Origin of the sequence: Leifsonia sp. Root227 (assembly GCF_001428745.1) — a bacterium.
GTDB lineage: Bacteria > Actinomycetota > Actinomycetes > Actinomycetales > Microbacteriaceae > Leifsonia.
Genome location: NZ_LMIO01000003.1, coordinates 71,066 through 85,140, shown reverse-complemented (window position 1 = coordinate 85,140; position 14,075 = coordinate 71,066). Strand labels below are relative to the sequence as shown.

Sequence of the window (14,075 nt, the reverse complement as noted above, 5' to 3'; positions counted from 1 at the left end):
AGCGCTCATGCCTGAGGGCGACACCGTCTGGCGTGCGGCCAAGCGGCTCGACGCGGCGCTGGCGGGAAAGCTGCTCACCGAGACGGACTTCCGGGTGCCTGCGTACGCGACCGTGGATCTGTCCGGCCGAACCGTCGACACGGTGGTCAGCAGGGGAAAGCACCTGCTGATGCGGGTGGGGGACGCGACCATCCACAGCCACCTCAAGATGGAGGGGTCGTGGGAGCTCTACGCACCTGGCGCGCGCTGGCGGCACCCGGCGTTCGAGGCGAGGGCGGTGCTGCGGACGGAGGACGTGGCCGCCGTCGGCTTCCTGCTCGGCATCCTCGAGGTGATCCCGCGCGACAGGGAGGACGACGTGGTCGGCTACCTCGGCCCCGATCTCCTCGGGCCGGACTGGGACGCCGACGAAGCCGTTCGGAGGCTCGCCGCGCATCCTGAGCAGCCTGTCGCCGTCGCCCTGCTGGACCAGCGCAACCTCGCCGGGCTCGGCAACGAATACGTGAACGAGCTGTGCTTCCTGCGCGGGATGCTGCCGACGCGGCCGGTGGCCGAGGCCGACATTCCCGCCGCGGTCTCTCTGGCGCGACGGCTCATCCTCGCCAACCGCGACCGCTCCACGCGGGTGACGACGGGCGACACCCGCCGCGGCCGCACGAGCTGGGTATACGGCAGGCGCGGCGAGCCGTGCCGTCGCTGCGGCACGCGCATCCACCGGTCGGCGCTCGGTCGCACCGACCTGGAGGAGCGCGTCACCTACTTCTGCCCGTCCTGCCAGACCTGAGCCGGCCACCCACACCGCCGAGTCCGAAGTTGTTCAGGCTGGGCGCGGCGTGTCGCGCGAACAACTTCGGACTCGATGGTTGCGGGGCTAGGGGGGGCTAGGCCGCGAGGGACTCGGCGGTGCGGAGGGTGGAGAGGGCCTCCGACCAGGACTCGACCTGGTCGAAGAGCGGGGTGAGCGCAGCCTCCTGCTGAGCCGTGGGGTTGAGCGACCAGTTCTCGAAGTCGTGCGCGAGGCTGAGGCCGACGTGCGCGCTGACGGTCGCGACCTGGAGCTGCGACAGCACCAGGCGCAGGTGCTCGACGGCACGGGCGCCGCCGAAGACGCCATAGCTGACGAAACCGGCCGCCTTGTTGTTCCACTCCGCGCCGACGAAGTCGATCGCGTTCTTGAGCGCGCCCGAGGTGCTGTGGTTGTACTCGGGGGTGACGAAGATGTAGCCGTCGAACTCGTCGATCTTCGCCGCCCACGCCTTGGTGTGGTCGTTGGCGTACTGTCCCATCGCGGCGGGCATCGCCTCGTCGAGGTGCGGAAGGTTCCAGTCCTTGAGGTCAACCAGCTCGTACTCGACGCCGTCGCGCTTGGCGGCGTGGTCGTAGACCCAGCGGGCGACGGCCTCGCCGTTGCGTCCTGGGCGGGTGCTGCCGATGATGATCCCGATCTTCGTCATGTCAGGCCTTTCGTGTTGATGACGTGTCACCTAACGCGAACCCGGGATGCGCGCAGAACATTCCCGGACCTGACACGAATTGCCGGACGCGGCCGTCACTGAGACGGTATCGGCGTCTTCGCCTAGAAGAAGTCGCCGCCACCGCCGAAGTCGCCACCGCCGCCGAAGTCGCCGAAACCGCCCCCGTTGTCCCAGCCGCCGCCGTCCGCGGAGACCGTTCCAGCGTCGCCGCCCCAGCCACCGGCGTCGGAGGAGCCCGCGTCGCCGGAGTCGGTATCGCCTGAGCCGGTATCGCCAGAGCCTGCATCGCCGGAACCGTCACCGCTGTCGCCCGAACCCGCATCCGCCTGCTGGTCGGCAGGCGACGGCAGGAACGCGCTCATGATCGTGGAGCCGATGACGTAGCCCGCGACGCTTCCGAGCAGCGAACTGGCGAACATCCCGCCGAAGCCGACGCCGCCGCGTCCTCCGCCCATGCCGCCGCCGAGCGAGCGTTCGAGTGTTCCCGGCTGGCGCAGCTCCGCACGGGTGGCCGACTGGGCGAGGGACCGCGGGTCGTCCGCCCGCGGCTGCTCGCCGGCCGGCGCATTCTGCGAAAGCTGCTGGAACAGGAGCTGTCGCTGCTCGGGCGTCAGCTTGGTGAACGCCTCCTCGTGCACCTGCTCGATGGTCTCCGGCGGAGCGGTGCGCAGCAGGTAGCGGTAGCGCTCCACGGCGATCTCGTCGTCGGAACGCTGGGCGGTCGCCGCGGGCGCGGCGGTCGCAGCCTGCGCAGGGGATGCGGGTGCCGGGTATCCGCCGGCGGTCGGACGCTGCGCGGGAGCCTGCTGCTCCTCGCGGCCGAAGAGACGGTCGAGGAATCCCATGGTGATCTCCGTTCGAGGCGACGCGGGTACGTCGACGGGTGTGTGTGAATCCGTACAGAGAGTGTCCTGGCATCGGCTGTGCGGCGGCTGTGTCCCCTCCGTCCCTGCCACGCCGGCCCGCACCGGGGCCCGGATATGCTCGACACGCAGGACCGCACGCGAACGGTGCAAGCGGGAAAGACGAGGGACGGCATGGCCAGGCGAGACGAACCGAGCGACACCCGACTCCCCGACGACGCCACCCCCGACGAGCGCAGGGAGGCCGGCGACCGGCTGCGCGAGCGCATCTACGCCACCTTCACCGCCCTCGCGATCCTGATGGCACTGAACGGGCACGGCGACGGTCTCGATCCGCTCAACGTGCTGCTGACGCTGCTGATCTCGGTCGGCGGCGTGCTCCTCGCCGGTCTCGCCTCCGATCTGATCTCGCACATGATCGTGCACAACACGGTGCCGAGTGCGCGGGAGTTCCGGCACATGGTGGCTGTCGCATCCAGAGCCCTGACCGTGATCGCCGTTCCCGCCATCATGCTGCTCATCGCGGCGGGCGGCGCGGTCACCGTGCACACCGCGATGACGGTCGGGGTGGTCGCGCTCATCGTCTCGCTGGCGGTGATCGCGCAGCTCGCGGTGAAGCGCACGAACCTCAGCTCGGGGAAACGCATCCTGGTGCTCGCCGCGATCGTGGCGCTCGGCGTCGCGGTGGTCGCGTTGGAGCAGTTGGCGCACTGAGCCGAGCCGAGCCGCGCCGACCGCGCGACGACACGACGTGGCGCACTGAGCCGCACTCCCCGCGGCAGCGCGGGCGTGGGAGGATGACGGGTATGTCCTCCGTCCGCCAGAGTCCCGACCCGCGGAAGCTGAGCGACGACGAGATCGAGCTCTTCAACGCGTTCTACGTGATGCGCAGAGGCTTCGATCGCACCCTCGACGCCCAGCTCCAGCGCGATCACGGCATCTCCATCTCGGAGCTCGAGGTGCTCATGGCGCTCGTGCGCGCTCCCGGCAGGCGGCTCCGCGTGCGCGAACTGGTCGACGTCACGGGCTGGGAGAAGAGCAGGGTCTCGCACCAGGTGACCAGGATGGCCGCCCGCGGCTTCGTCGAGCGGCAGGAGTGCGCGGAGGACAGGCGGGCGAGCTACATCCACCTCACCGGGGACGGCCGACGCGTGGTGGTCAGGGCACTCCCCGAGCACACCGCGACCATCCGGCGTGTGCTGTTCGACGCGCTCACCGATGCGCAGCAGGCCGAGTTCCTGCAGATCTCGCGGAGGATGATCGCCGCGAACGAGGCGGAGAACCTTGGCGCAGACGACTGCGCAGGAACGGACGCGGAGGAGTCGCATCCCGAGCCAGCTGCTGAAGAGGTTCGCAGCGCCGCGGCGTCCTGATCGGCGCCGGACTGGGAGGCCGTCGCAGAAACCCTGACGATTCGTCGAGAAATGCATGGATAGCCAGGGCTCTTGCAGGGTTCGCCCCATAGCGTTTCCGTGTGCGACGCCCAACCTTCCCCAGCCCCGAGGAGCCCCGCGGCCCTCGCGAGCCCCACGATGACCGCGAACCGGCCACCGAGGTCTTCGGACGCGTGCCCCAGCAGGACCCGCGGCGACCGGTCCGCGCGACGCGTCCGGCCGACAGCAGGTACGGCGGCGGCGCTGCGGGAGGCGCAGCCGGCGGCGGGATGGATGAGCTGTTCGGCGGCGCGAACGGCGGGTCGGGTCGCGGTCGTGGCGGCTCTGGCAATGGCGGTTCAGGCGGCAACGGCGTCTCTGGCGGCGACGGCGGCTCTGGCGGCGACGGCGGCTCTGGCGGCGACGGCGCCGGCGCCGGCGCCCAGGGCGGTAGCACCCCCGGCGGCCGCAAGCCGCGCAAGCGCCGCAGCCGCACCAAGCGCATCATCGGCTGGACCGCTTTCGGCCTCGCGGTGATCCTCGTCGTGGTCGGCGGATACGCCGCATACAGCTACTTCCGCTTCGTCAACAACGTGAAGCACGTCGACGTGATCTCCGAGTCGAACAAGCCGAAGAACGACGTCGACGGCTCTGCCCAGAACATCCTGCTCGTCGGCGACGACCACCGCCCGGACGGCGCATCCCAGGCCGAACTCGACCAGCTCGGCACCACCGACGACGGCGGGGGCACGAACACCGACACGATGATGGTCCTGCACATCCCGGCGGACGGTAAGTCCGCGACCCTCATCTCGCTGCCGCGCGACTCCTGGGTGGATGTGCCCGGCCATGGCATGAACAAGCTGAACGCCGCCTTCTCGCTCGGCGGAGGGGCGACCGATGCGACGAGCGGCGCGAAGCTCCTCATCCAGACGGTGCAGAACCTCACCGGTCTGACGATCGACCACTACGTGCGCATCTCCCTGCTCGGCTTCTACGACATCGCGCAGGCGCTCGGCCCCATCCAGGTGTGCCTGAACGCGGCGGTCGACGACCCGTTCTCGCAGGCCAACTTCCCGGCAGGGGTGTCCACTCTGGATGCGCACCAGGCGCTCGCGTTCGTCCGCCAGCGTCACGGTCTGCCGCAGGGCGACCTCGACCGGGTGGTGCGCCAGCAGTACTTCCTGTCGGTGGAGGCGCACAAGTTCCTCTCGGCAGGAACCCTGCTGAACCCTGGCAAGCTGTCGAAGGTGCTGGATGCGGTCAGCGGCTCCCTGGAGACAGACCCCGGCCTCAACTTCCTCTCCCTCGCGGCCCAGATGCAGGGGCTCACCGGCGGGAAGATCCAGTCGGCGACCATCCCGATCTCCGGCACCCCGACGATCACGGTCGACGGAGAGGATCTGTCGATCGTCGAGGTAGACACGGCGGCGATGCCCGCGTTCATCCAGAGTCTGATGGGCACGCCGGACGCCTACGAGAAGGCGACGGCGGCGAAGCCGGCAGACACCACCGTGACGGTGCTGAACGGCGGAAGCACCAACGGCGCGGCCGGGACCGCGACGGCCACCTTCGCCGCGGCGGGCTTCAAGACGGGGACGGCAGGGGATGCGAACACCCAGCAGACCACGGTGATCCAGTACCCGAGCGGCCAGGAGTCGCAGGCGAAGGCCGTCGCGGCCTACCTGCCGGGCGCCTCGGTGCAGCAGACCTCGTCGGTGTCCGGTGTCACGGTGGTGCTCGGCGACGACGGGATCATGCCCGCCGCTCCCGCCGCGGGCGGCGCACCGGCGTCGGGCGGAGCGCCTGCGCCCACCCCGTCGTCGCCCGCGAAGAACTACAGCGACGCGGTCTGCATCAACTGACCCCTAGTCGAACAGCCGCCGGAAGACGTTCGTGTCGGCCAGGTCGACGAGCTCGTCGCCGCGGCCGGACATGATCGTGCGGAGCGCGTAGAGGGTGAAGCCCTTGACCTGCTCCGCGGTGATCGCGGGCGGGATGGACAGCTCCTGGCGGGCGGTGACCACATCCACCAGGGCTGGGCCGTCGTGGTCGAAGGCGGCGCGGAGGGCGCCGGGCAGGTCGTCCGGCTTCTCGACCCGCTGGCCGTGGATGCCCATCGCGTTTGCGACGTCGGCGAAGTTCGGGTTGTCGAGCCCTGTGCCGAAGTTGACGAAGCCAGCCGCCTTCATCTCCACCTCGACGAAGTTCAGCGACGAGTTGTTGAACACCACGATCTTCACCGGCAGCTTGTTCTGCCGCAGCGTGAGCAGTTCGCCGAGCAGCATCGCCAGGCCGCCGTCTCCGGCGAGCGCGACCACCTGTCTGCCGGGGAACGCAGCCTGTGCGCCGATGCCGTGCGGCAGGGCGTTGGCCATCGTGCCGTGCGAGAAGGAGCCGATCAGCCGGCGCTTGCCGTTCATCGTCAGGTAGCGGGACGCCCACACCACCGGGGAGCCGACGTCGGGGATGAAGACTGCGTCGTCCGTCGCGAGCTCACTGATCAGCTTGGCGACGTACTGCGGGTGGATGGGCGTGCGGTTGCGGTCGTTCGTCGCGAGGTCGTCGAGGCTCTTGCGGGTCTTGACGTAGTGCGCGGTGGACGAGTCGAGGTGCTTGGTGTCCGTGCGGTCCTTCAGCAGCGGGAGCAGCGCATCCACGGTGTCGCGGACGCTGCCCACCAGCCCGAGGTCGACCGGCGTCCGCCTGCCGAGGTTCTCTCCGCGGATGTCGACCTGGATGATCTTCGCTTTCGACGGATAGAACTGCTGGTACGGGAAGTCGGTGCCGAGCATCAACAGCACGTCGCAGCTCTCCATCGCCCGGTAGCCGGAGGAGAACCCGAGCAGGCCGGTCATGCCGACGTCGTACGGGTTGTCGTACTCGATGAACTCCTTGCCGCGCAGCGCGTGCACGACGGGTGCCTTCAGCTTCTCGGCGATGGCGACGAGCTGTGGATGCGCGCCCTCCACCCCCGCTCCGCCCAGGATCGTGACCTTCTTGGCCGAGTTCAGCAGATCGGCCGCCGCGCTGAGCTCCTGGTCGGTTGGCCGGGTGACGCGCGGCGAGAAGGTGATCGGTGCGGACTTGCGCCGCCCCGTGCTGTCCTTGAGGAAGATCTCGCCGGGGATGACGACCACCGCGACGCCTCTGCGCTCGATAGCGGTGCGCATGGCGATCTCGAGCACGCGGGGCAGCTGCTCTGGGACGCTCACCAGCTCCGTGTACACCGCGGCCTCGCGGAACAGGTCTTGCGGGTGGGTCTCCTGGAAGTATGTGCTGCCGATCTCCGGACCGGGGATCTGCGCCGCGATGGCGAGCACGGGCACTCTGCTGCGGTTGGCGTCGAACAGCCCGTTGATGAGGTGCAGGTTGCCGGGCCCGCAGCTGCCGGCGCACACGGCCAGCTCACCGGTCAGCGCAGCCTCGGCCGCGGCGGCGAACGCTGCCGCCTCCTCGTGGCGCACGTGCTCCCACGCCACGGACCCGTCCCTGCGCAACGCATCCGTGAACCCGTTGAGCGAATCGCCCGGCAGCCCGTAGACCCGTTTCACCCCCGCATCCTTGATGATCTCCACGATGGTGTCGGCGACGGTCGGCATAGTGCGCTCCCTCGGAATCGGTCGGATGACTCCAACGTACGCCGGGCAGGGGTGGAAGCGGGAGAGGGGGTGGGACGATGTGCAGCGACGGTGGCAGCGACCGCCCGAGCGACCGCTCCAGCTCGGCTCAGCTCAGTTCGCCGGTCGGCGCCACCCGCACCAGACCGGCCGCGGCCTCGGCGAGCGCTGGGTCGAGGGCGATGAGCGCATCCGCCTGGAGTTGCGTCACGGCGATGTACTCGGCGTTGAGGGTGTCCGGCAGGCCGAGGGCATCCGCGATCTTCCAGGCCGTCGCCTGCGAGACGCGGTCGCTCAGGTAGCGGATGCGCAGACTGCGCAGGTGGTCGAGGCGTCGGGAGGCGTCCGCCCTGGTGAGGTCGCCGCGCGCGACCGCCTGGTACAGCGCCGTCAGCACCTGAGACTTGAGCAGGGCGGGAGCGACGAGGCTGTGCGCCGCACCGACCGCTGCAGCGCGCTCCGCGAGGTCGAGCGCGGCCGGAGCGTCGATCACGTACCTGGTCACGGCCGCAACGCTAGGGCAGTGGATGCGCGGGAGCAAGATCCCGCATCCATAACCGCCGCATCGGTTCCCCCGCATCCACCCCCATCCATTGCCCGCGGGCCCGGTTGCGCGCACAATCACTCCATGAGCAACGACGTGGATTACTTCGAGATCGGGTCGCCGGACCCGGAGGCGAGCTCCGCCTTCTACTCCGGCCTGTTCGGGTGGCAGATCGGGCCGCCGTCTCCCGCCGGATACCGCATGGTCGGCGGAGACGCCGGCGGACTGTGGGACACCAGCGCGGTCGGCGGCGGATCGTGGGCGGTGTTCTACGTGCACGTGGACGATGTCGCCTCGGCCGTCGAACGCGCGGAAGGCCTGGGGGCGACCGTCGTCCTGCCGCTCGTCGACAACGGGTCGATCCAGTTCGCACACCTGCTCGATCCGTCGGGTAATCGGTTCGCCGTGTGGAGGCCGAACAACACCGAGTGAGGAGCGGCGCGTCCGACAGACAGGTCGTTTCGCTAGACGAGCCGGTCCGCGCGGACATCCGGTCGATGCACGTAAAACTCGATTACGGTGTGCATACCCCCGTCACTCCCCTCGCGAATCCTCGTCGAGGTCCTCATCAGGAGACCCTCATGGTCAAACAGGCGCGCGCCCAGGCAACCAGAGACGCCATCATCCTCGGAGCATCGGAGACCTTCGAACGCTCCGGATACGGCCTGGCCTCGATCGCGGACATCGCAGCGGCGTCGTCGGTCACCAAAGGCGCTCTGTACTTCCACTTCCAGTCGAAAGACGACATCGCGCGCGCGGTCATCGAGGAACAGCACGCCAGGGCGTTCTCGTCAGGGGCCGAGATCCTGGGCAGGAACCTCCCCGCCCTGCAGACGATGATCCTGCTCTGCGCAGGGCTCGCGCATCAACTGCTCACCGACACCGTGGTGAAGGCCGGCATCCGGCTGACCACGGACAGGTCCGGCTTCGAGCGGCCCGTCGACGGACCGTACGACGACTGGCTGCGAACCTTCGAAGAGCTCGCCGTGCGTGCGATCGCCGAAGGGGACATCTCCGACACCGTCGACCCCGAGATGCTCGCGCACTTCCTCATCCCGACCTTCACGGGCGTGCAGCTCGTCTCCGAGACGCTCACCGACCGCGCCGACCTCCTGCAGCGCGTCACCGAGATGTGGATCGTGATCCTTCCGGGAATCGTGCCGGCAGAACGGTATGCGGCACTGTCCACGCTCCCCCAGCTCGTCGCTGGAGCCTGAACCCCGTCCCGCCGTTACACTGACTGCGGGGGATCGCCGCTGAATCATCGGGCGACCAGCAACATCAGGGGAGGCCGAGAATGAGCGCACGGAAGACCAAGGGCAAACGCGCGGTGATGCGCATGGTCTACATCGACTTCTGGTCGGCGCTCAAGATGTCGTTCCTCGTCGCCCTCGTCCTCGCCGTCATCACGGTCGTCATCGCCCTGCTCGTGTGGAGCGTCCTCGACAGGCTCGGAGCGATCGGCTCCCTCCGCGACTTCCTGGAGAGCATCGCCGGGTCGCAGGGCTCCGCCCTGGTCGCCGACCTGACGTTCGCGAATGTGATCACCTTCACGCTGGTGGTGGCGCTGCTCGAACTCATCGTGGTGTCGGCGCTCGGTGCGATCTTCGCCGCCCTGTTCAACCTCGCCACCCGCGTCGTCGGCGGGTGGAAGCTCACCTTCGGGAGCGACTGAACTCCAGTCCGCCGACCAGCAGGTCGACGCCGAACCCGAAGGCGGCGGCCGGGTCGTCCTCGTCCAGCGGGGAGACGGCCGCGCCGGCGGCGAGGACGCCGATGCTGTCGTACTGGATCCGCTGCTGCTCGTGCGAGACGTGTCCAAGGATGAAATGCAGCAGCGCGGTGGCCGCCCTGCGGCTCGTGTCGTCGTCGAAACCGCCGAGCGCGACGGCGGACGCGAGCCTGTCGACGGCTTGCGTCGAGCCGAGGCCGAGCGCGAAGGTGCTGGAGACCACTTCGGCGCCGTCGCGGTATGCGAGGAGCGCATCCCGGAGTGAGGCGGCTTCTGTGCGGGTGGCGTGCATCCAGCCGGGGGCGGTGGTGTCTGCGGGGGCGGTGGATGTGGTGGGGGCTGCACCGCCCTCGACGCGTGCGGTGCTGCCGGCACGGGATGCGAGAGCCGGGCGGCCGTTGGCGACGATGCGGTCGGCGAGCTCGGCGAGGAGGGTCTGCTTGTTCGGGAAGTGCCAGTAGAGGGCGCTCGGCTGCACGTCGAGGGCGGAGGCGAGGCGGCGCATGGTGAGGTCGGGCAATCCGTGGTCGTCGAGGATGCGCAGGGCAGTGCGCGCCACGTCGTCGCGGGTGTGCCGCCTGCCGGTGCTTTCCGTTTCCGTCACGACGCCAGTATAGTGAACACTGTTCAGGTGAACGGTGTTCAGGTGACACCGTTGATTCTCGTCCAGACCGTGAGGAAACCGCCCGTGTCACGATCATCGTCCCTCCGCATCGACGCGACCGACATCGCCAGGATCGCCGTCTTCGCCGCCATCGTCGCCGTGCTCGGCCTGCCGGGAGGCTTCTCGGTGTTCGGGGCCGTGCCGATCACAGCGCAGACGCTCGGTGTCATGCTCGCGGGCGCCATTCTCGGCCCGTGGCGCGGCGCCCTGTCGATGCTCGTGCTGCTCGCGCTCGTCGCGGTCGGCCTCCCGTTGCTCTCCGGTGGACGCGGCGGCATCGGCGTCTTCGTCGGCCCGTCGGCCGGATACCTGCTCGGCTGGGTGATCGGCGCGTTCGTGATCGGCGCCATCGTGCACGCGGGCGGTCGCACCCCGACCTGGACGCGGACGTCCATCGGGGTGGTCGTCGGCGGCATCGTGACGATCTACGCGTTCGGGATTCCGGTGCAGGCGCTCGTCACGCGGCTCCCCCTCGCGGAGACGGCACTGCAGAGCACGGTGTTCCTGCCCGGCGACCTCGTGAAGGCGGCACTCGCGGTGATCATCACGATGACGCTCGTGCGGGCGTATCCGCGAGCGTTCCGCTCGGCTGGGCTGCGCGCGCCGCGGGCGGCGGCGGACGCGGATGCGACCGGCGGTGCCAGCGCCGCGAACGCGACCAGCGCCACGAGCGCGACCAGCGCCACCAACGCCACCAACGCCACCAACGCCGAGGCGACGCGCGACGACGCAGAGGTGTCGTGACGGCCGGGAGGATCGTGCCCCTGCGCTCGCGGTCGGCGGGGGCGGCGACAGGGCCGGCGGCGTCCCGCGAGCTGGTGGAGCGCATCCACGCGGTGCGTTCGGAGGGCGACATCCCGCTCGTCGGCGACGACCGGTGGCCGGCGGAGCAGTGGCAGCGAGTGCGCGCGCTGGCGGAGGCGGCAGGGCCGCTCCCAGGGATCGCGTGGGCGACGCTGACGTCCGGAAGCACGGGCGCGCCGCGGATCGTGCTGCGGAGCGCGGACTCGTGGGCGGCGTCGTTCGGCTCGGTCGACGACCTGCTCGGCGTGCGCACGGGCGACGTGCTCGCGTTGACCTCGCCTCCCGCATCCTCGCTGTCGCTGTTCTCGATCGCCCGGGCGATGGACGGCGGACCGGAGCTCGCCCTGCCGAGCGGGAACGCGCTGGTGGCCGCCGACGTCGCGGACGCCACGCTGTTCCACGGGACGCCGCGCGCCCTCCGCACCATCCTCGACACCGACGCGGCGCCCCTGCTGCGCGCAGCGCTCGTCGGTGGCGCCGACCTGGATGCCTCCACCCGATCGCGTGCGGAGGCTCGCGGCATCCGCGTGGCGGCGTACTACGGCGCCGCTGAGCTGTCGTTCGTCGCCGTCGATCGCGGCGACGGACTGCGGCCGTTCCCCGGCGTCGACGTGGAGGTGCGGGACGGGGAGCTGTGGGCACGGTCGCCGTACCTGGCCGCTGGATACCTCGGCGGGGACGGCCCGCTGCGGAGCGACGGCCCGTGGCGCTCGGTGGGCGACCGGGCGGAGATCGTCGACGGGCGCATCCGGCTGCTCGGGCGGGCGGACGACGCGATCATCACGGCAGCGGCCACCGTCATCCCGTCCGAGGTGGAAGCAGCGTTGCGCACCCTTCCGGGGGTGACGGACGCCGTGGTGTTCGGGATGCCCAACGCGGGCGTCGGCTCGCTGGTAGCCGCGGTGCTGGAGACCGCCGCTGGTGGCGAGAGCATCGCCGCGCTGCGCGAGCGGGCCCGCGCCGTTCTGGCCCCGACGCATCTGCCGCGCCGGTGGTTCGTCTCCCCCGCGTTCCCGCGCACCGCCACCGGCAAACCCGCGAGGGCCGAGCTGGTGCGGAGCGTCGTCGCCGGAGAGGTGGTCGTTCCGTGAGCGCCGACCCTGTGAGCGCCGACCCTGTGAGCGCCGCCCCTGTAATCGTCGCCCCTGTGATCGTCGCTGCCAGGCGCACCCCGATCGCCACGCGAGGGCGCGGTCTCGCGGGCGTCACGGTCGACCGGCTGGCTGCGCCTGTGCTCCGCGCCCTCCTCCGCGACGGAATGGATGCGATGCCCGCGGCCCACGCATCCACTCCCATCGCGGACGTCGTGCTCGGCAACTGCATGGGCCCGGGCGGCAACCCCGCCAGGGTCGCGGCGCTGCTCGCCGGGCTGGGGCAGGAGGTTCCCGGAGCCACCGTGGACCGGCAGTGCGGCAGCGGACTGGCCGCCATCGTCGACGCCGCCACCGCGATCCGCGCCGGCGACGAACGGGCACGCATCGCGGGCGGGGTGGAGAGCGCGTCGACGGCGCCGGTCCGGTCCATCGACGGCGTCCCGTACGACAGGGCGCCGTTCGCGCCCACCGGATTTCCCGACCCCGGCATGACGGAGGCGGCAGAGCACCTGGCCGCCGCCGACGGCATCTCGCGCGAACGCCAGGACGCGTACGCGATGCGGAGTCGTCGTCTCGCCGCCGCGGCCGCGGCGCGTGGCCGGTTCGACGCCGAGCTGGTGGATCTGGAGGGGGTCGCACTGGACGAGCTGGTCGGCGCATCCGCCGCGGACGAGAGGGCGATGGCCAGGTTCCGTCCACTGTTCGACGGCGGAACCCTCACCGGAGGCAACTCGTGCAGGGTGAGCGACGGCGCGGCGGGCGTCCTCGTCGTGCCCGGAGGCGCATCCATTGCCGCTGGGGTGCCTGGGCTCGCGCTGCGCGCGCACGCAATCGTCGGCTGCGATCCCGCGCTGCCTGGCGTCGGCGCCGCCCCGGCGATCCTGGAGGCGCTCGCTCGCGCCGGGCGTGGGATCGCCGACGTGACGGCGTTCGAGATCGTCGAGGCGTTCGCGGCGCAGACTATCGCCGTGCTCGAACGGATCGGCATCGCCGACGACGACGAGCGCGTCTGCGGCGACGGCGGGGCGCTCGCCATCGGGCACCCGTGGGGTGCGAGCGGGGCGGTGGCGGTGGTGCGGCTGTTCAGCAGGCTGGTGCGCTCCGGAGCGCCGACCGGCACGATCGGCGTCGCTGCGGCATCCGTGGGAGGCGGGATGGGCGTCGCCGCCGTCTTCGAGGTGGTGCGATGACCGCCGGCAGCCCCGAGGGCGCTGCCCTCGAGCGCACCATCCGCCTCGACAGCGCCACCGTGCGCCTCGGCGACACGCTCGCGCTCGACGACGTGACCGTGGCCATCGACGCCTCCAGGGTCGCGGTGGTCGGGGCGAACGGGTCGGGCAAGTCCACCTTCGCGCGCCTGCTCGCCGGGCTGGTCTCCCCCACCGCGGGCAGCGTGAGCGTGCACGGGCTCGACCCGACCAGGCAGGCGGCACAGCTCAGGAAACTCGTCAGCATGGTGTTCAGCAACCCGGACGCGCAGATCATCATGCCGACCGTCGCCGAGGACGCCGCCTTCTCCCTCCGAAGCGAGCGACTGCCCCGCGCGGAGTCGGCGGAGCGCGTCGCGGAAGCACTCGACCGGTTCGGGCTCACCGAGCTCGCCGACCGGGCGGCGCACGACCTGTCCGGAGGGCAGAAGCAGCTGCTCGCCCTGTGCGGGGCGTTCATCCGGCGGCCCCAGCTGGTGATCGCGGACGAACCGACCGCCTACCTCGATGCGCGCAACGCCAGACGGGTGGCGGAGCACCTGTTCGAGGATGCAGGACACCGGCTGGTCCTCCTCACCCACGACCTCCGGCTGGCGGAGCGGTGCGACCTCGCCGTGCTCTTCGACGCCGGACGGATCGCGGCGGTCGGCGCTCCGTCCGACGTGATCGCCGAGTACGAGGCGAGCCTGAGGTGGTGA

At 70.6% G+C, this 14,075-nt stretch carries 16 protein-coding genes; 11 read left to right on the top strand and 5 right to left on the bottom strand.

What is annotated here, in order from left to right; genetic code table 11:
• Positions 1-7 precede the first annotated feature (7 nt).
• Positions 8-784 carry a DNA-formamidopyrimidine glycosylase family protein gene (locus ASE16_RS10495; protein WP_055894633.1) on the top strand — a complete coding sequence of 259 codons (777 nt, stop codon included), beginning with the start codon at positions 8-10 and terminating at the stop codon, positions 782-784.
• A 97-nt stretch (positions 785-881) separates the two neighbouring features.
• On the opposite strand, the gene ASE16_RS10490 is transcribed toward ASE16_RS10495, so the two are convergent.
• Together ASE16_RS10490 and ASE16_RS10485 are read right to left on the bottom strand one after the other, a co-directional pair.
• The gene (locus ASE16_RS10490) at positions 882-1,454 is read right to left on the bottom strand and encodes an NADPH-dependent FMN reductase (protein ID WP_055894631.1); all 573 of its coding nucleotides are present in this window, start codon (positions 1,452-1,454) and stop codon (positions 882-884) included.
• Positions 1,455-1,576: 122 nt separating this feature from the next.
• Positions 1,577-2,320 carry a hypothetical protein gene (locus tag ASE16_RS10485; RefSeq protein WP_055894628.1) on the bottom strand — a complete coding sequence of 248 codons (744 nt, stop codon included), beginning with the start codon at positions 2,318-2,320 and terminating at the stop codon, positions 1,577-1,579.
• Between the two features lie 135 nt (positions 2,321-2,455).
• On the opposite strand from ASE16_RS10485, the gene ASE16_RS10480 reads away from it, so the two are divergent.
• The 3 genes from ASE16_RS10480 (at position 2,456) to ASE16_RS20255 (ending at position 5,576) form a co-directional block, all read left to right on the top strand.
• The gene (locus tag ASE16_RS10480; RefSeq protein ID WP_235500456.1) at positions 2,456-3,052 is read left to right on the top strand and encodes a hypothetical protein; all 597 of its coding nucleotides are present in this window, start codon (positions 2,456-2,458) and stop codon (positions 3,050-3,052) included.
• 92 nt (positions 3,053-3,144) lie between these two features.
• Positions 3,145-3,711 carry a MarR family winged helix-turn-helix transcriptional regulator gene (locus tag ASE16_RS10475; protein WP_082581384.1) on the top strand — a complete coding sequence of 189 codons (567 nt, stop codon included), beginning with the start codon at positions 3,145-3,147 and terminating at the stop codon, positions 3,709-3,711.
• Positions 3,712-3,812: 101 nt separating this feature from the next.
• Positions 3,813-5,576, top strand: a complete 1,764-nt coding sequence (locus ASE16_RS20255) for an LCP family protein (protein ID WP_055894626.1) — start codon at positions 3,813-3,815, stop codon at positions 5,574-5,576.
• A gap of 3 nt (positions 5,577-5,579) precedes the next feature.
• Here the strand turns inward: ASE16_RS20255 and poxB are convergent, their stop codons facing one another.
• Both poxB and ASE16_RS10460 read right to left on the bottom strand, forming a co-directional pair.
• A complete protein-coding gene (gene poxB / locus ASE16_RS10465) occupies positions 5,580-7,313 on the bottom strand; it encodes a ubiquinone-dependent pyruvate dehydrogenase (protein ID WP_055894624.1) in 1,734 nt (577 codons plus the stop codon).
• 127 nt (positions 7,314-7,440) lie between these two features.
• Positions 7,441-7,836 (bottom strand): hypothetical protein, encoded by a 396-nt coding sequence (locus ASE16_RS10460; RefSeq protein ID WP_055894622.1) that lies wholly within the window; start codon positions 7,834-7,836, stop codon positions 7,441-7,443.
• 123 nt (positions 7,837-7,959) lie between these two features.
• Here ASE16_RS10460 and ASE16_RS10455 point away from each other — a divergent pair, with 123 nt between their 5' ends.
• The 3 genes from ASE16_RS10455 to ASE16_RS10445 all read left to right on the top strand — a co-directional run bounded on the left by ASE16_RS10455 (position 7,960) and on the right by ASE16_RS10445 (position 9,550).
• Positions 7,960-8,307, top strand: a complete 348-nt coding sequence (locus ASE16_RS10455; protein ID WP_055894620.1) for a VOC family protein — start codon at positions 7,960-7,962, stop codon at positions 8,305-8,307.
• Positions 8,308-8,456: 149 nt separating this feature from the next.
• A complete protein-coding gene (locus tag ASE16_RS10450) occupies positions 8,457-9,092 on the top strand; it encodes a ScbR family autoregulator-binding transcription factor (protein WP_055894619.1) in 636 nt (211 codons plus the stop codon).
• A gap of 80 nt (positions 9,093-9,172) precedes the next feature.
• On the top strand, positions 9,173-9,550 hold the full coding sequence (locus tag ASE16_RS10445; protein ID WP_055894617.1) for a DUF3566 domain-containing protein: 378 nt from the start codon (positions 9,173-9,175) through the stop codon (positions 9,548-9,550).
• Here the strand turns inward: ASE16_RS10445 and ASE16_RS10440 are convergent.
• Positions 9,531-10,211: a TetR/AcrR family transcriptional regulator C-terminal domain-containing protein gene (locus ASE16_RS10440; RefSeq protein ID WP_082581383.1), complete on the bottom strand. Its 681-nt coding sequence runs from the start codon at positions 10,209-10,211 to the stop codon at positions 9,531-9,533. The two genes, ASE16_RS10445 and ASE16_RS10440, sit on opposite strands and share 20 nt — an antisense overlap.
• Before the next feature lie 84 nt (positions 10,212-10,295).
• Between ASE16_RS10440 and ASE16_RS10435 the strand changes: the two genes are divergently transcribed.
• Genes ASE16_RS10435 through ASE16_RS10420 form a run of 4 tightly spaced genes read left to right on the top strand, consistent with a single transcriptional unit; the run spans position 10,296 to position 14,075 of the window.
• Positions 10,296-11,015, top strand: a complete 720-nt coding sequence (locus ASE16_RS10435; protein ID WP_082581382.1) for a biotin transporter BioY — start codon at positions 10,296-10,298, stop codon at positions 11,013-11,015.
• Positions 11,012-12,166 (top strand): AMP-binding protein, encoded by a 1,155-nt coding sequence (locus ASE16_RS10430; protein ID WP_235500455.1) that lies wholly within the window; start codon positions 11,012-11,014, stop codon positions 12,164-12,166. Before ASE16_RS10435 ends, ASE16_RS10430 begins: the two co-directional genes overlap by 4 nt.
• On the top strand, positions 12,163-13,359 hold the full coding sequence (locus tag ASE16_RS10425) for a thiolase family protein (RefSeq protein ID WP_235500454.1): 1,197 nt from the start codon (positions 12,163-12,165) through the stop codon (positions 13,357-13,359). The genes ASE16_RS10430 and ASE16_RS10425 overlap by 4 nt, the downstream gene beginning before the upstream one ends.
• Positions 13,356-14,075 (top strand): energy-coupling factor ABC transporter ATP-binding protein, encoded by a 720-nt coding sequence (locus ASE16_RS10420; protein WP_055894615.1) that lies wholly within the window; start codon positions 13,356-13,358, stop codon positions 14,073-14,075. Before ASE16_RS10425 ends, ASE16_RS10420 begins: the two co-directional genes overlap by 4 nt.

Coding starts and splice junctions, on each gene's coding strand:
- ASE16_RS10490 (WP_055894631.1), bottom strand. CDS start 1,454: ATGACGAAGATCGGGATCATCATCGGCAGCACCCGCCCAGGACGCAAC.
- ASE16_RS10485 (WP_055894628.1), bottom strand. CDS start 2,320: ATGGGATTCCTCGACCGTCTCTTCGGCCGCGAGGAGCAGCAGGCTCCC.
- ASE16_RS10445 (WP_055894617.1), top strand. CDS start 9,173: ATGAGCGCACGGAAGACCAAGGGCAAACGCGCGGTGATGCGCATGGTC.
- ASE16_RS10455 (WP_055894620.1), top strand. CDS start 7,960: ATGAGCAACGACGTGGATTACTTCGAGATCGGGTCGCCGGACCCGGAG.
- ASE16_RS10420 (WP_055894615.1), top strand. CDS start 13,356: ATGACCGCCGGCAGCCCCGAGGGCGCTGCCCTCGAGCGCACCATCCGC.
- ASE16_RS10450 (WP_055894619.1), top strand. CDS start 8,457: ATGGTCAAACAGGCGCGCGCCCAGGCAACCAGAGACGCCATCATCCTC.
- poxB (WP_055894624.1), bottom strand. CDS start 7,313: ATGCCGACCGTCGCCGACACCATCGTGGAGATCATCAAGGATGCGGGG.
- ASE16_RS10475 (WP_082581384.1), top strand. CDS start 3,145: ATGTCCTCCGTCCGCCAGAGTCCCGACCCGCGGAAGCTGAGCGACGAC.
- ASE16_RS10495 (WP_055894633.1), top strand. CDS start 8: ATGCCTGAGGGCGACACCGTCTGGCGTGCGGCCAAGCGGCTCGACGCG.
- ASE16_RS10480 (WP_235500456.1), top strand. CDS start 2,456: ATGCTCGACACGCAGGACCGCACGCGAACGGTGCAAGCGGGAAAGACG.